18 protein-coding genes are annotated in these 17,928 nt (G+C 72.1%); 7 read left to right on the top strand and 11 right to left on the bottom strand.

The window, feature by feature from the left end; translation table 11 throughout:
- The first annotated feature begins 4 nt into the window (after positions 1-4).
- From ACWD3E_RS21675 to ACWD3E_RS21665, 3 genes are read left to right on the top strand one after another with little or no spacing between them, the layout of a single operon-like run.
- Positions 5-1,237, top strand: a complete 1,233-nt coding sequence (locus ACWD3E_RS21675) for a cysteine desulfurase (protein WP_451389173.1) — start codon at positions 5-7, stop codon at positions 1,235-1,237.
- A 30-nt stretch (positions 1,238-1,267) separates the two neighbouring features.
- Positions 1,268-1,519, top strand: coding sequence for a hypothetical protein (locus ACWD3E_RS21670; protein ID WP_451389172.1), 252 nt, complete (start codon positions 1,268-1,270; stop codon positions 1,517-1,519).
- Entirely contained in the window at positions 1,519-1,962 is a 444-nt protein-coding gene (locus ACWD3E_RS21665; RefSeq protein ID WP_451389171.1) for a DUF6314 family protein, read from the top strand. Before ACWD3E_RS21670 ends, ACWD3E_RS21665 begins: the two co-directional genes overlap by 1 nt.
- Here the strand turns inward: ACWD3E_RS21665 and ACWD3E_RS21660 are convergent.
- From ACWD3E_RS21660 to ACWD3E_RS21650, 3 genes are all read right to left on the bottom strand, one after another.
- A complete protein-coding gene (locus ACWD3E_RS21660; RefSeq protein WP_451389170.1) occupies positions 1,944-2,534 on the bottom strand; it encodes a histidine phosphatase family protein in 591 nt (196 codons plus the stop codon). The two genes, ACWD3E_RS21665 and ACWD3E_RS21660, sit on opposite strands and share 19 nt — an antisense overlap.
- A 105-nt stretch (positions 2,535-2,639) precedes the next feature.
- Entirely contained in the window at positions 2,640-3,077 is a 438-nt protein-coding gene (locus ACWD3E_RS21655; protein WP_451389169.1) for a GNAT family N-acetyltransferase, read from the bottom strand.
- A 54-nt stretch (positions 3,078-3,131) separates the two neighbouring features.
- Positions 3,132-4,574, bottom strand: a complete 1,443-nt coding sequence (locus tag ACWD3E_RS21650) for an aminotransferase-like domain-containing protein (protein ID WP_451389168.1) — start codon at positions 4,572-4,574, stop codon at positions 3,132-3,134.
- Between ACWD3E_RS21650 and ACWD3E_RS21645 the strand changes: the two genes are divergently transcribed.
- Positions 4,573-5,490: a DMT family transporter gene (locus tag ACWD3E_RS21645; RefSeq protein WP_451389167.1), complete on the top strand. Its 918-nt coding sequence runs from the start codon at positions 4,573-4,575 to the stop codon at positions 5,488-5,490. The two genes, ACWD3E_RS21650 and ACWD3E_RS21645, sit on opposite strands and share 2 nt — an antisense overlap.
- A 19-nt stretch (positions 5,491-5,509) precedes the next feature.
- Complete coding sequence (locus tag ACWD3E_RS21640) at positions 5,510-5,707, top strand: DUF1918 domain-containing protein (RefSeq protein WP_451389166.1); 198 nt, start codon at positions 5,510-5,512, stop codon at positions 5,705-5,707.
- A gap of 2 nt (positions 5,708-5,709) precedes the next feature.
- Here the strand turns inward: ACWD3E_RS21640 and ACWD3E_RS21635 are convergent, their stop codons facing one another.
- Positions 5,710-6,942 (bottom strand): glycoside hydrolase family 10 protein, encoded by a 1,233-nt coding sequence (locus ACWD3E_RS21635; RefSeq protein ID WP_451389165.1) that lies wholly within the window; start codon positions 6,940-6,942, stop codon positions 5,710-5,712.
- 167 nt (positions 6,943-7,109) lie between these two features.
- Between ACWD3E_RS21635 and ACWD3E_RS21630 the strand changes: the two genes are divergently transcribed.
- Entirely contained in the window at positions 7,110-7,970 is an 861-nt protein-coding gene (locus tag ACWD3E_RS21630) for a 3-hydroxybutyryl-CoA dehydrogenase (RefSeq protein WP_451389164.1), read from the top strand.
- 217 nt (positions 7,971-8,187) lie between these two features.
- Entirely contained in the window at positions 8,188-8,445 is a 258-nt protein-coding gene (locus ACWD3E_RS21625; protein WP_451389163.1) for a hypothetical protein, read from the top strand.
- A 28-nt stretch (positions 8,446-8,473) separates the two neighbouring features.
- Here the strand turns inward: ACWD3E_RS21625 and ACWD3E_RS21620 are convergent, their stop codons facing one another.
- The 7 genes from ACWD3E_RS21620 to ACWD3E_RS21590 all read right to left on the bottom strand — a co-directional run bounded on the left by ACWD3E_RS21620 (position 8,474) and on the right by ACWD3E_RS21590 (position 17,837).
- Positions 8,474-9,010, bottom strand: a complete 537-nt coding sequence (locus ACWD3E_RS21620; protein ID WP_451389162.1) for an NUDIX hydrolase — start codon at positions 9,008-9,010, stop codon at positions 8,474-8,476.
- A 65-nt stretch (positions 9,011-9,075) separates the two neighbouring features.
- Positions 9,076-10,416, bottom strand: coding sequence for a transcriptional regulator (locus ACWD3E_RS21615; protein WP_451389161.1), 1,341 nt, complete (start codon positions 10,414-10,416; stop codon positions 9,076-9,078).
- 209 nt (positions 10,417-10,625) lie between these two features.
- Positions 10,626-11,723 (bottom strand): PP2C family protein-serine/threonine phosphatase, encoded by a 1,098-nt coding sequence (locus ACWD3E_RS21610; protein WP_451389160.1) that lies wholly within the window; start codon positions 11,721-11,723, stop codon positions 10,626-10,628.
- A 184-nt stretch (positions 11,724-11,907) separates the two neighbouring features.
- Entirely contained in the window at positions 11,908-14,430 is a 2,523-nt protein-coding gene (gene pheT, locus ACWD3E_RS21605; RefSeq protein ID WP_451389159.1) for a phenylalanine--tRNA ligase subunit beta, read from the bottom strand.
- Positions 14,430-15,551, bottom strand: a complete 1,122-nt coding sequence (gene pheS / locus ACWD3E_RS21600) for a phenylalanine--tRNA ligase subunit alpha (protein ID WP_451389158.1) — start codon at positions 15,549-15,551, stop codon at positions 14,430-14,432. The genes pheT and pheS overlap by 1 nt, the downstream gene beginning before the upstream one ends.
- A gap of 129 nt (positions 15,552-15,680) precedes the next feature.
- Positions 15,681-16,862, bottom strand: coding sequence for an ATP-binding protein (locus ACWD3E_RS21595; protein ID WP_451389157.1), 1,182 nt, complete (start codon positions 16,860-16,862; stop codon positions 15,681-15,683).
- A gap of 114 nt (positions 16,863-16,976) precedes the next feature.
- Positions 16,977-17,837 carry a TrmH family RNA methyltransferase gene (locus tag ACWD3E_RS21590; RefSeq protein WP_451389156.1) on the bottom strand — a complete coding sequence of 287 codons (861 nt, stop codon included), beginning with the start codon at positions 17,835-17,837 and terminating at the stop codon, positions 16,977-16,979.
- Positions 17,838-17,928: the final 91 nt, after the last annotated feature.

Below are 17,928 nucleotides of genomic sequence, written 5' to 3'. Positions count from 1 at the left end.
CGTCGTGGCCTTCGACGTGGACGCACTGCGCGAGGACTTCCCGATCCTGCGACGCACGGTGGACAGCGGCGCCCCGCTCGTTTACCTGGACTCCGGGGCGACCACCCAGAAACCGCTCCGGGTCCTCGACGCCGAGCGGGACTTCTACCTGACGAAGAACGCGGCCGTGCACCGCGGCGCGCACCAGCTGGCCGGCGAGGCGACGGAGGCGTACGAGGACGCGCGGCACACGATCGCCCGGTTCATCGGCGCCGCCGACGACGAGGTGGTCTTCACCAAGAACACCACCGAGGGCATCAACCTCGTCACCCACTCCCTGGGCCACGGCCGCCGGCTCGGGCCCGGCGACCGGATCGTGGTCACCGAGATGGAGCACCACGCCAACCTCGTGCCCTGGCAGCAGCTTGCCGAGCGGACCGGGGCCACGCTGGACTGGTTCGGTCTCACCGACGACGGCCGGCTGGACCTGACCCGCACGGACGAACTCCTGGACGAGCGCACCAAGGTGCTCGCGCTCACCCACCAGTCCAACGTCCTCGGCACGATCAACCCGGTGCGTGAACTCGCCGACCGCGCCCATGAGTTCGGCACGCTCGTCGTCGTGGACGGCGCCCAGTCCGTGCCGCACCGGCCGGTCGACGTGACCGAACTGGGCGCGGACTTCCTCGCCTTCTCCGGGCACAAGATGCTCGGCCCGAACGGCATCGGCGTGCTGTGGGGTCGCGCGGAACTCCTCGCGGACCTGCCGCCGTTCCTCACCGGCGGCTCGATGATCGAGGTCGTGGAGATGGACCGCAGCACCTTCCTGCCGCCGCCGCAGCGCTTCGAGGCGGGCGTGCCGATGACGGCCCAGGCGGTGGGGCTCGCGGCAGCGGTCGAGTACCTGGAGGCCCTGGGTATGGCGGAGGTTGCGGCCCACGAGGACGCGCTCACCGCCCGCGCGCTGGAGCTGCTCACCGAGGTGCCCGGGGTACGGATCGTCGGCCCGCGCGAGCTCACCGACCGGGGCTCGGCGGTCTCGTTCACGGTCGACGGCATCCATCCGCACGACGTCGGGCAGGTGCTGGACGAGCGGGGCGTGGCCGTCCGCGTCGGCCATCACTGCGCCCGGCCGATCATGCGCCGGTACGACATCCCGGCGACCACCCGGGCGAGCTTCTACGTGTACAACACCCTGGCCGAGATCGACGCCCTCGTGGACGGCGTCCGTGCAGCTCAGAAGTACTTCGGCAGATAGGGGCGAACACCGGATCGTAAGCTCTATGCCATGGATGCCCTGCCGCCGTACCTGATCGTGTTCGGCTTCTTCGCCCTCACGCTGGGACTCCTCACCTGGCTCGCGCGCGCCATCCGACGCCGGGGAGCCGCCGGCGGCATGGGGGCGGCGCTGGCGGCCTACGAGGAGGCCTTCCGGGCCACCGGTCATGCCGCGCACCAGGAGCTCAGGGCGCAGGCGGAGCGCAAGTCGCCCACGGAGTCCCCGGACGGTCCGCATCGCCGGGAGGGAAGGGCGCGGTGATGGGCGAGTTCTGGCCCGTGCCTGACGCGCTGGCCTACCTCGCCGGGCGGTGGCGGGTCGAGCGGAGCGTGCGGGATCTGGCGGGCGGGGACGAGGGCGGCTTCGAGGGAGTCACCGTCTTCGGCCCGCTCGACGGCGGCGGGCTGCTGCACGAGGAGTCCGGGACCTTCACCTGGCAGGGCGTGGTGCGCCCCGCGACCCGGACGCTGTGCTTTCTGCCGGGCACTACGCCGGGCACGGCGGACGTGAGGTTCGCGGACGGGCGGCCCTTCCACGAGCTGGATCTCACGACGGGCCGGTACGTCGCCGAGCACCCGTGCGCGGCCGACCTCTACCGGGGCGAGTTCACCGCCCTGGACGCCGACCACTGGCGCTCGGTGTGGCGGGTCGGCGGCCCGGCGAAGGACCTGGTGCTCACCACGGACTACGTGCGCGAGGGCTGAGAGACGCCGTCCAGGCGGAGGTTCCAGCGGCCCGAGCGGCCCGTGACGGTGATCGTCGACAGCGGGCGGACGTCGATGTTCCAGTAGGTCGCGGGCGGGGCCTTCAGGGTGTAGACGAGGGCGGCGCGTATCACCGAGGGCTCGGCGACGGCGACGATCCGGCCGGCGTCCCCCGCCGGCCGCGTGTCGAGCCAGCCGCCGACCCGGGTGATGAAGGCCAGCAGCGACTCGCCGCCGTGCGGGGTGGAGCGCGGATCGGCGAGCCAGGCGTCCACCGCGTCGGGCTCGCGGGCCATCGCCTCGCCCAGCGTCAGCCCGCGCCAGCGGCCCATGTCGCAGTCGCGCAGGGCGAGTTGGACCAGCGGGGCATACCCGAGGACGTCGCCGGTGACCCGGCTGCGCGGGGTCGGCGAGCAGTAGCGCAGCTCGGCAGCCGCCAGCGGCAGCAGGTCCCCGGCGACGCGCTGCACCTCGTCCCAGCCCGCCTGGTCCAGCGGCCGGTCGTCCTCGAAGCGCTCCGCCAGCCGCGGGGAGCTGCGCGCCGCGGCCACGAACGTCACCCTCAGTGGCATGCGGTGATGGTGGGCCCCAGGTGTCCGCCGGTCAAGGGGTGTCACCTGTCGGTCACCTGGGGCGCACGCCCGGTGAGCGCAGGGTGCGGGAGTTGCGCGTCAGAGTTACTCGTAGTGGTGGATCATCCACTCCCCGGGACGGTCGAGCGGCCGGAAGCCGAGCTTCTGGTACACCCCGTGCGCGTCCGCCGTGGCGAGCAGGATGCGGCGCAGCCCGTACGGCCGCAGGTACTCGCGGATCTCGCCCACGAGCGCCGTGCCGAGGCCCTTGCCGCGCGCCGACGGGTCGACGTACACGTCGGCGAGCCAGGCGAACAGCGCCAGGTCGGTCACCACGCGCGCGTACGCCACCTGCTCCCCCGAGGCGGTGGCGTAGACGCCGAAGTTGATCGAGGAGGCCATCGCGCGCTCGTGCTTGTCGCGGGGCCGGTCGATCGCCCAGTACGCGTCGTTCGACAGCCAGCCGTGGACGCGTTCGACGTCGACGCGGTCGGCGTCGGCGGAGAACTCGTAGCCGTCGGGAAGGCCCGGTGCATCGCTCATGGCGTGATCATCACAGGTCGTGGACGCCGGAGTCGAGCGAGTACTCACGTCCGGTCACGGCGTCCCCAGCACCTCGTCGCACGCCTGGCGCAGCCGTCGTACGCCCTCCGCGATCTCCCCGGTGCCGGCGACCGCCGCGAAGCTCAACCGGAGGTGGGGGGCGGGGGGTTCGGCGCTGAAGTAGGGGCGGCCGGGGGTGAGGGCGACGCCCGCGCGCAGGCCGGCGGCGGTCAGGGCAGCCTCGTCCGTGCCCTCGGGGAGGCGCACCCAGAGCTGGTACCCGCCGGACGGCACGTGCGGGACGGCGAGTTCGGGCAGGTGCAGCGCGAGCGCGGCCGTCATGGCGTCGCGGCGGGCCTTCAACTCGGCCGAGAGCGCCCGCAGATGGCGGGGCCAGGCCGGGGAGCCGACGAGTTCCAGGGCCGCTTCCTGGAGTGGCCGGGGGACGAAGAAGCTGTCCACGACCTGGATGGCGCGCAGGCGTTCCAGTACGGGACCGCGCGCGGCCAGCGCGCTCACCCGGAAGCTGGGCGAGGTCGCCTTGGTCAGCGAGCCGACGTGGACGACGACGCCATCGGGGTCGTCGGCGGCCAGCGGGCGGGGCAGCCGGCCGCAGTCCGCGTGGACGAGGCGGCGTACGAAGTCGTCCTCGATGACGAAGGCACCGGCCGCGCGGGCGATGCGCAGCACCTCGGCGCGCCGGTCGGGGGCGAGCACGGCGCCGGTCGGGTTCTGGAACAGCGGCTGGCAGACGAACACCCGGGCGCCGCTGGCCTTGAAGGCGTCCGCGAGCAGCTGCGGCTTCACACCCTCGGAGTCGACCGGCACCGGCACCGGGCGCAGGCCGGCCGCGCGGGCGAGGGCGAGCATGCCCGGGTAGGTGGGCGACTCCACGAGCACCGGCGCGCCGGGCGGGGCGAGCGCGCGCAGGGCGGTGGCCAGCGCCGACTGGCCGCCGGCGGCGATCAGCACCTCGGCGGCGCTGACGGCCCCGCCGATGCCGCGCGCGAACCACTCGCGCAGCTCGGGCAGCCCCTCCAGGGGCGGCCTGCCCCAGGCGCCGGGCCGCCGTCCGGCGCGGGCCAGGGCCGCCGCCATCGCCCGCTCGGGCTGCAGGGACGGGTGCAGATAGCCGCCGCTGAACTCCAGCACGCCGGGCGGCGGCGCGGCGAGCGAGACGGTGACCCCGGAGGCGTCCACCGTGCGCGGTACGAGGTCGGGGGTGCCGTCGGCGCTCAGCGCGACCTCCTGCCAGGAGGTGTCCCCGGCGGGCGCGGGCGTCTCCTGTGGCCGGGCGCGGAAGGCGCCGGCGCCGGGCCGGGTGACCACCAGCCCCTCGGCGGCCAGCTGGGCGAGCGCCCGCGAGACGGTCACCGGGCTCACCCGGAACCGCTCGACCAGGGCCCGGCTCGACGGGAGCTTTCCACCTGGCGAGTAGCGGTCCAGCTCTCTCCGCAGCTGTTCCGCGAGCTCACCCACACTGCTACGCTCATGCATGAGAGCACAGAGTAGCGCTACTACCGCGAAGCCGATAGCAGTCACCACTCCCCGCGAGCACCGGGCCGCCGGCCTGGGCACCGTCCAGGCCGCCCTCGGTGTGACCGCCTTCTCGCTGACCTTCCCGTCGACCGCCTGGGGCCTGGAGAGCTTCGGCCCCTGGTCCCTGGTGGCCGTGCGCAGCGTGCTCGCCGCGCTCGTCGCGGGCAGTTGTCTGCTGGCCCTGCGGGTGCCGCTGCCCGCGCGGCGCCATCTGCCGGGTCTCGCCGTCGTCGCCGCCGGAGTGGTGCTCGGCTTCCCGATGCTGACCACGCTCGCCCTGCAGACCTCCACCACCGCGCACGCCGCCGTCGTCGTGGGCCTGCTGCCGCTGACCACCGCCGCCTTCTCCGCCCTGCGCATGGGCCACCGGCCCTCGCGCCGGTTCTGGCTGGCGGCCGTGGCGGGCGCGGCAGCCGTGCTCGCCTTCACGATCGGCCAGAGCGGCGGCGCGCTCACGGCGGCCGACGGCTATCTGTCCGCGGCGCTGCTGGTGTGCGCGGCCGGGTACACCGAGGGCGGCCGGCTGGCCCGGGTCATGCCGGGCTGGCAGGTCGTCGGCTGGGCGCTGGTGCTGTGCCTGCCGCTGACCGCGCCGGCCGCCGCGCTGGGGCTGTCGTTCGAGCCGGTGCACCTGACCGTCCACGGGGTGGTGGGCGTGCTGTGGGTGTCCGTGGGCTCGACCTTCCTCGGCCTGCTGGTCTGGTACCGGGGGATGGCGGCCATCGGCATCCCGCGCGCCAGCCAGTTGCAGTTGGCTCAGCCGCTGCTCACACTGGTGTGGTCGGCGCTGCTGCTGGGCGAGCACTTCACGGCGGCTGCTCCGCTGACCGCCGTCGCGGTGCTCGTGTGCATCGCCGTCACTCAGCGGTCGTGATCGTGAGGAGGGCCTCCAGATGCGCGCACGCAAGGGCGACCAGCTGATCCAGCACGGCAGGGTGGTCGGCCAACACGACAAGGTCGGCGAGATCGTCGAAGTGATGGGCCAAGAGGGCAACCCGCCGTTCCGCGTCCGCTTCCAGGACGGGCACGAGGGCGTCTGCTCGCCCGGTCCCGACACCGAGATCCGGCACACGGAAATCCGGCGGAAGTAGCCTCAGCGCGGTGGCGTCGCCGGCTTCCGGTAGTGGTCGGCGACCAGCCGCGCCAGCGCCCCGATCGGGTCCGCCGCCACGTCCCCGGCGGCGAAGAACACATGCCCGCGCACCTCGGGATATCGGGCGGCGAGCGTGAGGTGCCGGGACAGCTCGACCGGGTCCTGCCAGGCCGAGGGCTGTCCTGCGGCCCCTGCCTTGTACAGCGCCTCGCCCAGGTAGAGGTGTGTCTTCGTGCCCTTGGCGACCGACGCCCACCAGGCGGTCAGGGTCTCGTAGTCGGCGGGGCCGAAGCCGATGTGCCAGTACAGCTGCGGGACGATGTAGTCGATCCAGTGGTTGCGGACCCATTTCCGGGTGTCCGCGTGCAGGTCGTCGTACGTCTGTACGCCCGCGCGTGTGCTGGAGCCCCGCGAGTCGGTCGAGGCGTTGCGCCACACCCCGAAGGGGCTGATCCCGAACCGGGTGCCGGGCCGGACCCGCTTGATCCCGGCGGCCATCTCCTTCACCAGCTTGTCGATGTTGTCGCGCCGCCAGGCGGCCCGGCTGGAGAAGGCACCGCCGTAGGTGTCGTACGCCACGTCGTCGTCGAAGGTCTGTCCGGCGACCGGATACGGATAGAAGTAGTCGTCGAAGTGCACCGCGTCGACCGGGTACCGGGCGACCGCGTCGAGCATGGCCTTCTGCACGAAGGCACGGACTTTCGGCAGGCCGGGGTTGTAGTAGAGCCTGCCGCCGTAGGGCACCGCCCAGTCCGGGTGCCTGCGGGCCGGGTGCGCGGGGGCGAGGCGCTTCGGGTCGGTGTGCATCGCGATCCGGTACGGGTTGAACCAGGCGTGCAGCTGCAGGCCGCGCGCGTGGGCCTCCTTCACCGCCGTGCCGAGCGGGTCCCAGCCGGGACTCTTCCCCTGGGTGCCGGTCAGGTAGTGCGACCAGGGCTCGTACGGCGAGGGCCACAGCGCGTCCGCGCTGGGCCGCACCTGGAGGATCACCGTGTTGAGCCGGCTGCGGACGGCCCTGTCGAGGTGGGCGATCAGCTCCTGGCGCTGGACCGCGGCCGTGAGGCCGGGCCGCGAGGGCCAGTCCCGGTTGACGACGGTCGCGAGCCACACGCCCCGCATCTCGGCGGTCGCCCGCGGCCGGTCCGGCTCCCCGGCCATCCCCTGGGCTGCCGCGCCCGTGGCCAGCGTGGACAGCGCCGTCAGCGTGAAGGCCCGCCGTGACATGCGCCCCATCAGCACACCCCATACGCTCCGGACCCGCTCCATCACGGATCGTTTTCGGCCCTAGGATGCCTCCACCCGGACGATCGATCATCGATACTTGGCGGTAACGTGCACGTTTGGAGCAGGCGCCCACCCGGAGGTCCTGCCAGAGCCGGCAAACCAGCGAAGGGAACGATGTGACCGACATCGAGCGCGTCGGAGTCGTGGGCTGCGGCCAGATGGGCGCGGGCATCGCCGAGGTGTGCGCCCGCGCGGGACTGGACGTCAAGGTCGCCGAGACCACCGGCGAGGCCCTGGAGATCGGCCGTACCCGGCTGTTCAACTCCTTGGCCAAGGCTGCCGAGCGCGGCAAGATCAGCGAGGAGGAGCGGGACGCCACGCAGGCGCGGCTCAGCTTCACCACGGACCTCGGCGAGTTCGCCGACCGTGACCTGGTGATCGAGGCCGTGGTGGAGAGCGAGGCCGTGAAGACCGAGATCTTCCAGGTCCTCGACCAGGTGGTGACCCGGCCGGACGCGATCCTGGCCTCCAACACCTCCTCGATCCCGCTGGTGAAGCTGGCGGTCGCCACCTCCCGCCCCGACCATGTCGTGGGCATCCACTTCTTCAACCCGGCCCCGGTGCAGCAGCTCGTCGAGCTGATCCCGGCGCTCACCACCTCCGAGGGCACCCTCAGCCGCGCCCAGATGTTCGCCGAGAAGGTGCTCGGCAAGCACGCCATCCGCGCCCAGGACCGCTCCGGCTTCGTGGTCAACGCGCTGCTCGTGCCCTACCTGCTGTCCGCGATCCGCATGTTCGAGTCGGGCATCGCGAGCCGCGAGGACATCGACAACGGCATGGAGATGGGCTGCGCCCACCCGATGGGCCCGCTGAAGCTGTCCGACCTGATCGGCCTGGACACCATCGTCTCCATCGCCAACTCGATGTACGCCGAGTACAAGGAGCCGCTGTACGCCGCTCCCCCGCTGCTCCAGCGCATGGTCGAGGCGGGCCGGCTCGGCCGGAAGACCGGCTCGGGGTTCTACGTCTACAACTGATCAACGACCGACCAGCTGTCTGACTACAGGGAGCGACGTCCTGCGGGCCCGGCACCGGATGCGGTGCCGGGCCCGTCTGTTTCACACGCCGTGTGCGTGCCGGGCACGCATATGCCCGTCGCACACGCTCCCCACGCGCCCACCAGGCGAGTTCACTCATCATGCCCATGCAAGGGATGGGGAACGACCTCGTCCGGCTACAGAGGGGAACGAAACCGTGACCACCGATTCCGATCATTCCGTGGCCCAGGAGGAACTCGCAGAGTTACGTCGCCGCCTCGATGTGGCGTACGCCCGCGTCGAGGGCGGGCTGGCGCTGCTCAGTCACCGCACCAAGGAGACCGCCAAGGAAGTGGACGAGCTGAACTCCCGCATGATCTCCCTGGAACACGCACGCTGGCCGCTGCCGTCGGTCGCCGCGCTCGCGGCCCTGGGAGCGCTCGCCGTCACGGTCTGGCAGACGCTGGCCCACTAGCTCTCCGGCCTTCTCGCCCTCTGGCCCGTCAGCCCTCGGCGAGCCTGAGGTGATGCAGCAGGAGTAACGCAGCCGCCATGTTGGCGGCCGGTACCTCCCCACGGGCGATCAGGTCGGGGATGACTTTGAGGGGGACCCATTCCCGGCGGTCCGACTCGAAGTCGTCCACGGGATGCCCGACGTACTCACCCCGGTCGGACCAGTAGATGTGGTGCCGGGCGTCGGTGAGACCGTTGGACGGCTCCACGGTCATGAGGTGGTGCAGGGGCCCCGGCCGCCAGCCGGTCTCCTCCTCCAGTTCCCTGGCGGCGGCGCTCGCTATGTCCTCGCCGTCCTCCACGACGCCCGCGGCCAGTTCCCACCCCCAGCTGTCGGTGATGAAGCGGTGGCGCCACAACAGCAGGACTTCGCCCGCCTCGTTGACCACCGTGGCCACGGCCACAGGCCGCAGCCGGATCAGGAAGTGGTCGAGGTGCCGGCCGTCCGGCAGCTCGACATCTGCGAGATTGACGCTGAACCAGCGGTTTTCATACACAGTTTGTTCGTTCTGTTTCGTCCACTGCACGGTTCTGCCACCTTCCGCCGAGTAAGTGGCAATATCGCAGCAGGGACGGTGCAGTCACAGTGCGTCTACAGCGGCACGCGCAGTGCGCCGTCGATGAGTTCGGCGGCTTCGGCGGTTCCGGCGGAGCCGCTGCACACCAGGTGCTCGCGTACCGCGCGCAGTCTGTCGCGCAGCCGCTGGGACTCCATCCCGCGGGCCTGCTCGGCCATCTGCACGGCCGTGGCCACCGCCTTGTCGGCATGACCCTGGCGCAGTTCGATGGTGCTGAGCATGGCGAGCCGGTGCACCCGCCCCCGGTCGTGGGCCGGGTTGTCCACCGCCGCCGCGGCATGCTCCCCGGCGGCGGCCAGCTCACCGAGGCTGAGCAGCGCCTCGGCCACCTGGACGTTGACGAGGCCGGGCTGGACGTAGCCGGTCTCGTCGGGCTCGTACCCGCGCCGGATGCGCTCGGCTGCCGTCTCGGCCCGGCGGATGCAGGACAGGGCGCTGCCGGAGTCGCCGAGGTGGGCGTACGCCTTCGCCTGCATCGCGTACAGGTCGGAGGCGAGCGCCGGGGTGATGTGCTTTCCGGCGGCGCGCAGCGCGGCCTCCGCGAAGGCGACGGCCTGCCGGAACTCCCGCATGTACAGCGCCTGGTTGACCAGCAGCGCGATCACGTACGCACCAAGTCCCCGGTCGCCGCTGGCCTTTGCCAGCCTGAGCGCCTGGTGGAAGTAGCGCTGCGCGAGTCCGTGCGCGTCGGAGTCGTACGCGCAGATGCCGACGATCGCCACCAACCCGCCCGTGGCCCGGTGCAGTTGGCGGCCGGTGGCATCGGTGTAGCTGCCGCGCAGCAACGGCGCCGCCTCGGCGTTGAGGAAGCCGACGATGCGGGTGCGGGTCGCGATGCCGCCCGCCTTGCGGTACATCTGCTCGTAGTGGGTGCGGGCGGAGCGCAGCATCTCGATGTCGGCCGTCGTGACGCGGTGCCGGCCGCCCCGGGAGACGTCCACGTCCTCGGGCGGGTTCTCCCACTCCCACACCGGCATCACGGCCGGGGTGCCGGTGACGGCCGGGGCGCCCAGCACATGAGGCCGCTGCTGTTCGTCGGAGCGCCACAGCGCGGTGGCCCGCTCCACGAAGCCGGACAGCGAACCGGCGTGCGTGCTGCTCGGCTCACCGGGCACGCCGAGCCCGATGTCGTCCAGGGTGACGGACCGCTGCAGCCGGACCGCGAGCACCTCGCAGATCAGGTCGGGCACCTGACCTCGGGGCCGCTGCCCCTTCAACCACCGGGCGACAGCGGTGTGTTCGTACCGCAGTGTCAGCCCTCTCCTGCGGCCGGCCTGGTTGACGTGGGCGGCGAGACCGGCGTGCGAGATCCCCGCCTCGTCCAGGATCGCGTCGAGCAGAGTGTTGGGCTGCATGGGATGCCCCCCAAGTGGCGTGGTGGCAGTCAGACTAGTGCGGGTCCGTTCACACGGGGTGTGTACCGAGTGCGCGCATCCAGGGTGTGTGCACGCTGTTGCGGAGCGTGGTGGGTCGGTTGACTGGGGTGCCTCGCAAGAGACTGGCCAAGCCGCCGGCTCCCCCTCGAACAGCGGCGGCTTGGCCGGGGGCGGCCAAGAGGCTGCGGCTAACGGTTCGCTGTCGGCTGCGAGCCTGTGGGGGCTGATCGCGCCCCCGCGGCGGAGCCGTTGATGTCACCGTCCCGCGCCTTTGGGGAGTTGGACAGCGCCCGGCTCCGGTCGTTTCGGAGGACCAGTACCGCCACGTCGTCCGTGGGTCTGCCCGCTGTGTGGTGCAGGAGAGCCGTGAAAAAGGTGCGCAGGACCGTCTGGGGTGAGACCGGGGCCTCGCGCACGGCCTCGCGCAGCACTGTCGGCAGGGAGAAGAACCGGCCTCGGGCATCTCTCGCGTCCTCCGCGCCGTCCGTGTACAGGACCAGGGAGTCACCCGGCAGCAGCCGCCCGCAGGGGCAGTCCGTCAGCTCCGTCGGCAGGGGGAACGGGCCCAGTGGCGGGAGCGGATCCGCGAGGCTCAGCAGCTGCACGCTGGTGCCGCGGAGCAGATACGGCCACGGATGGCCGCAGTTGAGGGTGCGCAGCTCGCCGTCGTTGCCGATTTCCAGCAGCAGGAGGGTGACGAACTCCTCGGCGACCGGGTTGTCGGGGTCCGGGGCGCCGTTCGAGGGGTGTTCGGCGCGGGCCCGTTCACGCAGGTGCCGGGCCAGGGCACGCTCCAGTCTCCGGAGCACGAGCCCGAGTTCGGGCTCGTCGTGGGCCGCCTCGCGGAAGCTGCCGAGGACGGCGGCGACGGTGCCGAGCGCGCCGAGCCCGTGGCCTCGCACATCCCCCATGACGACCCGGACGCCGTACTCGGTGGCGACCGCCTCGTACAGGTCCCCGCCGATGCTCGCGCCCCGGTCGGCGGAGAGCTGGGCGGCGGCGAGATTCAGGCCGGCGAGCCGGGGCGGCGGGGGCCGTAGCACCACGCTCTGCGCGGCGCCCGCGACCCGTCGGGCCTGCCGGAGTTCGCGCAGCAGCGTGCGGCGGACGTGGAACATCAGCCCGGCGCCGACGGCGAAGAACACGGCGTACGTCACGATGCGCGCGCCGAGCCCGTTCTGCTGGGCGAGGGGGCAGCCGAACTTGTAGGCGACCGCCGCGGCTCCCCAGACCGTGGGCAGTACGGCTCCCCTCGCGGTGGGTGCCCGTGCCTTGATGCGGATCATGCCTCTGGTCCCCCATGTGGGCTCTGACAGAGCAGACGGACCGACCCCGAAAGGCCGGTCCGATTCTGTCGACGGCATGCCCCGGGGGCACCAGTTCACCCCGAGTTCCCACCCAAAAGAGTGATCCCACCCGGGTCAACCTGCATTTATGCAGGTTGACCCGGGTGGGATACCCCTACGGCGATCAGCCCCGAAGCACAGCCCCGGTCCGCTCGCCGGCGAGGGCCACAGCCGCATCCCGAGCGGCCGACGCCTCATCAACCGTCAGCGTCCGGTCCCCGGCCCGGAAGCGGAGCGCATACGCCAGGGACTTCTTGCCCTCGCCCAGGTGCTCGGCGTTCTCATACACGTCGAACAGCCGGATGGACTCCAGGAGTTCACCTGCTCCCTCGCGCAGCGCCGCCTCGACCTCCGTGGCCGGGATCGGCTTGTCGACGACGAGGGCGACGTCCTGCGTGGCGACCGGGAACGTGGAGATCCTCGGCGCCTGCGGGACACCGTCGCCCACCGCCTCGAGGGCGTCCAGGTCCAGCTCCATCGCGCAGGTGCGCTCAGGCAGACCCAGGGCCTTCACCACACGCGGGTGCAGTTCGCCGGCGTGGCCCACGACGCGCTCCGCACCGTCGGCGACGACCACCAGCTCGGCGCAGCGACCGGGGTGCCACGGGCCGTACTGACCCTTGCGGACGACCAGGTCGGCACCGGTCTCGCGGGCGACGGCACGCGCCGCCTCGATCGCGTCGGCCCAGCCGGCCGGGCGGCCTGCGCCCCACCAGCCGGCCTGCTCGCGGGCGCCCGTGAGGACGACGGCCACGTGCCGCGGCTGGTCGGGCAGCGCGGCGTTCAGCCGCGCGATCTCCTCGTCGGTGGGACGGCGGTCGACGGGCAGGTGCCCGGCGACGCGCTGCTCCTCGCGCGGCAGGAAGACCAGACCGGTCTCGAAGAGGGCCAGGTCGTGCGAGCCCCGGCCGTCGTTGCGCCGCAGGGCACCGAGCAGGCCCGGCAGCAGCGTCGTACGGAGCGCGGGCTCCTCGTCGTTGAGCGGGTTGACGAGCTTGACGACGCGGCGCTTCGGGTCGTCGGACTCCAGGCCGAGCTGGTCGAAGACCTGCTCGCCGAGGAACGGGTAGTTCGGCGCCTCGACGTAGCCGGCGCCGGCCAGTGCCCGGCCGACGCGGCGGTGCAGCCGCTGCCGGTGGGTGAGGCCGCGGCCCGAGGGGAGCTTGGGCAGCGTGGAGGGCAGGTTCTCGTAGCCCTCCAGGCGGATGACCTCTTCGGCCAGGTCGTTGGGATCGGCCAGGTCGGGACGCCAGGACGGGACGGTGACGACCAGCTCGTCCTGCCCGTCGACATGGCAGCCGACCTCCTGGAGACGGCGCACGACCGTCTCACGGCCGTAGTCGACACCCGCGACCTTGTCCGGGTGGTTGGCCGGGATGGTGACGGTCTGCGGCGCGGACGGAGCGACGACCTCGGTGACACCGGCCTCGGCGGTGCCGCCCGCGAGCAGCACCAGCAGGTCCACCGTGCGCTGGGCGGCGGCGGCCGCGGCCTGCGGGTCGACGCCGCGCTCGAAGCGGCGGGACGCCTCGGACAGCAGCTTGTGGCGGCGGGCCGTGCGGGCGATCGAGATCGCGTCGAAGTGGGCGGCCTCGATGACCACGTCCGTCGAGGCGTTCGCCCCGTTCTCGGTGGCATCGTGGTCGGCGATCTCCGTGTTGGCGCCGCCCATGACGCCGGCGAGGCCGATCGGGCCGCGCTCGTCGGTGATGACCAGGTCCTCGGCGTGCAGCTTGCGCTCGACGCCGTCGAGGGTGACGAGCTTCTCGCCCTCCGCGGCACGGCGGACGCCGATCGTGCCCTGGACCAGCGTGCGGTCGTAGGCGTGCAGGGGCTGGCCCAGCTCCATCATCACGTAGTTCGTGACGTCGACGGCGAGCGAGATCGGGCGCATGCCGACCTTCTGCAGGCGGCGCTGCAGCCAGATCGGGGAGCGCGCCTCGGGGCTCAGGCCGGTCACCGTGCGGACGGTGAAGCGGTCGCAGCCGTGGGCGTCGGAGACCTGGACCGGGTAGCCGAAGGCGTTCGGGGCCGGTACGTCGATCAGGGCCGGGTCGCGCAGCGGCAGGCCGTAGGCGATGGCGGTCTCGCGGGCCACGCCGCGGATGGACAGGCAGTCGCCGCGGTTGGCGGTGACGGCGATGTCCAGGACCTCGTCGACCAGCTCCAGCAGCTCGATGGCGTTCTTGCCGACCTCGGTCTCCGGCGGCAGCACGATGATGCCGTGGTTGCCGTCGTCGCCCATGCCCAGCTCGTCGCTGGAGCAGATCATGCCGTGGGAGGTCTTGCCGTACGTCTTGCGCGCGGCGATCGAGAAACCGCCCGGCAGCGTGGCGCCGGGGAGGACCACGACGACCTTGTCGCCGACCGCGAAGTTGCGGGCGCCGCAGACGATCTCCTGGGGCTCGCCGGTGCCGTTGGCCTGGCCGACGTCGACGGTGCAGAAGCGGATCGGCTTCTTGAAGCCCTCCAGCTCCTCGATGGTCAGCACCTGGCCGACGACCAGCGGACCCTTGAGGTCGGCGCCGAGCTGCTCGACGGTCTCGACCTCCAGACCTGCCGAAATGAGCTTGGCCTGGACGTCACGGCCGGTTTCGGTAGCCGGCAGGTCGACGTACTCCCGCAGCCAAGAAAGCGGGACCCGCATCAGATCTCCATCCCGAACGGCCGGGTGAAGCGGACGTCACCCTCGACCATGTCTCGCATGTCTTCGACGTTGTGGCGGAACATCAGCATCCGCTCGATGCCGAACCCGAAGGCGAAGCCGCTGTACTTCTCCGGGTCGACGCCGCAGGCGGTCAGCACCTTCGGGTTGACCATGCCGCAGCCGCCCAGCTCGATCCAGCCCTCGCTGGAGCAGGTGCGGCAGGGGCGGTCGGGGTTGCCGACGGACTCGCCCTTGCACACGTAGCAGAGCATGTCCATCTCGGCGCTCGGCTCGGTGAAGGGGAAGAAGTTCGGCCGCAGCCGGGTCTTCATGCCCTCACCGAACAGGGACTGGACCATGTGGTCCAGGGTTCCCTTGAGGTCGGCCATGGTCAGGCCCTCGTCCACCGCGAGCAGCTCGACCTGGTGGAAGACCGGGGTGTGGGTGGCGTCCAGCTCGTCGGTGCGGTACACGCGGCCGGGGCAGATCACGTAGACCGGCAGCTCGCGGTCGAGGAGGGAGCGGATCTGGACGGGCGAGGTGTGGGTGCGCAGCACGACACCGGACTCGGTGCCGCCGTCAGGGCCCTGCACGAAGAAGGTGTCGGCCTCGCCGCGGGCCGGGTGGTCCGGGCCGATGTTCAGGGCGTCGAAGTTGAACCACTCCGCCTCGACCTGCGGGCCCTCGGCGACCTCGTAGCCCATGGCCACGAAGATGTCCTCGATCCGCTCGGAGAGCGTGGTCAGGGGGTGGCGGGCGCCGGCCGGGACACGGTCGTGGGACAGCGTGACGTCGACGTCCTCCTCCACCAGCACTCGGGCGTCGCGCTCGGCCTCCAGCTCGCTCTGGCGGGCGGCGAGGCCCTTGTTCACCGCGCCGCGGGCCATGCCGACGCGCTTGCCGGCCTCGGCCTTGGCGTGCGGGGGCAGGGCGCCGATCTCGCGGTTGGCGAGGGCCAGCGGGGAGGCCGGGCCGGTGTGGGCGATCTTGGCCTCGTGGAGCGCATCGAGGGAGTCCGCGGCGGCGAAGGCGGCGAGCGCCTCGTCCCGCATGCGCTCGATCTCTTCCGGTTTCAACGCCTCGACCTCGACAGGGTCGTACGACTTATTCGGTGCCGACATCTCTTCCCGTGCTTCCGATTGGCTGGCTGAATGGTCCCCATGACCGGCGCTGAGGGCCGCGTGCAGGACACAAAGGTGCCAAAGGCCGAGTCTAACGGGGTTGGGGAATGCGAATGCGCCCGTGGCCCACTAGGCGAGATACGCCGGTGCGCTCACGGGCAGCGTAAATCGGAATTCCGCGCCGCCGCCGGGGGCGCGGCCGACCGTGATGAGGCCGCCGTGGGCCTCGACGATGCCCTTGACGATGTAGAGCCCGAGGCCCGTGCCACCGCGCTTGCTGCCCCGCCAGAAGCGGGTGAAGACGCGGTTCATGGACTCCTCCGGGATGCCGGGCCCCTCGTCGCTCACCGTGACCGACGTGCCGGTTTCCTCGCCCTCGCGGGGGGACGCCGTGGGCGTGATGTCAATGGTGACGGTTCCCTCGCCGTGCCGCACGGCATTTTCGATGAGGTTGCTCAGCACCTGGTCGACCTTGTCGGGGTCGGCCCACAGGTCGGGCAGCGGCTGGTCGATGCGGAGCAGGAAGCGGCCGGCGGGCTGGCCGGCGGCGACGTAGGCCTGGATGTGCCGGGAGACGGCCGCGCCTATGTCGACGGGCTGCCGGCGCACCTCCAGCCGGCCGCTGTCGATCCGGGAGATGTCGAGCAGCTCGGCGATGAGCCGGGTGACGCGGTCGGCATCGGCGTCGACGGTCTCCAGCATCAGCCGCTTCTGGTCGTCGGTGAAACGTTCCCACTTGGCGAGGAGGGTGGCGGTGAACCCCTTGACGGAGGTCAGCGGGGAACGCAGCTCGTGGGCGACGGTGGCGATCAGCTCGGCGTGGCTGCGCTCGGTGCGCCGGCGGGCCTCGGTGTCGCGCAGCGAGACGACGACGCGCCGTACGGGCCCCAGGGGCTCGGCGCGCACGTACCGGGCGGAGACCAGCACCTCCCGGCCTCCGGGCAGCAGCAGGTTGCGCTCGGGCTGCCGTACCCGGATCGCGAGCCCGCCGTACGGGTCGGTGAGCTGCCACCAGCGCCGTCCCTCCAGGTCCTCTAAGGGCAGGACCCGCTCCAGGGGCCTGCCGAGGGCCTCGGCGGCCGGTACGGCGGTGATGCGCTGGGCGGCGGCGTTGAAGCAGACGATCCGGCCGTGCTCGTCGGCGACGACGAGGCCGTCGGGCAGCTGGTCGGGGTCGATGCCGAGCCGGATCTCGGTGCGGTCCCCGACATCGGCGGGGCCGTCTGTCCCGGTGGGGGCAGCGGGCCGGGGCGCGGGCGTGCGGCGCATGTCCCGCCCTTCCGGCGCAGTGCTCGTGCCGACCACACTCATCCCCGTAGCCCACCTCTCAGACGGCGCAGGGCCCCGAGCCCGTCACCCTACAGGGCCCAGGGCCTCTCGTTCGGATCATGCCGGGCTCGCGAGGCCTGATCCGAACGGAAGACACTAGCTCCCGGTGACGGCGCGGCACCCTCCGTCGGCGCGCTGCGCACGGGCCGAGGCGTAGAGACATACGGCGGCGGCCGTGGCGAGGTTCAGGCTCTCGGCCATTCCGTGGATCGGGACGCGTACGACGGCGTCGGCGAGCGCGCGGGTCTCCTCCGGGAGCCCCCAGGCCTCGTTGCCGAACACCCAGGCGGTCGGCCCGCCCATGCTCCCCTTGTCCAGTTCCTCGTCCAGGTCGCGGTCCCCGGCCCCGTCGGCGGCGAGAATCCGCACCCCGGCGTCCTTCAGCCCGGCCACGGCCCGCTCGACGGGCACGCCCACGGCGACGGGCAGATGGAACAGCGAGCCCACGGAGGCGCGGACGGCCTTGGGGTTGTACAGGTCGACGGAGGCGTCGGTGAGGACCACGGCCTCGGCACCGGCGGCGTCGGCGCAGCGCAGCACGGTCCCGGCGTTGCCGGGGTCCCGCACGTGCGCGAGCACGGCGACCAGCTTGGGCCGGGCGGCGAGGATCTCCTCGAACGGGGTGTCCAGGAACCGGCACACTCCGACGAGGCCCTGCGGGGTGACGGTGGTGGAGATGTCGGCGATGACCTCTTCGGAGGCGAGGTGCACCCGGGCGCCCGCGGCGCGCGCCTCCCCGATGATGTCGGCGTACCGCTCCGCGGCCTCGACGGTGGCGAACAGCTCGACGAGCGTCGCCTCCCCACCGGCCCGATGCCCGGCCGCCTCCCGCACGGCCTGCGGCCCCTCCGCGAGAAACAGCCGGTCCTTGCCCCGGAAGTTCCGCTTGGCAAGCCGCCGGGCAGCGGCGACACGGGCGGACCGGGGGGAGATCAGCTCGGGGCTGACGGGGGGCATCGAAAGTCACCTCAATTTTTGTCCACACATAAACGGACCCGCAGGCACCAGCCCGCGGGTCCGAATCACGTCGGCCTAAAGCCGGCGCGGC

The organism is Streptomyces sp. NPDC002676 (genome assembly GCF_053592455.1).
This window is presented reverse-complemented; position numbering and strand designations above follow the sequence as displayed.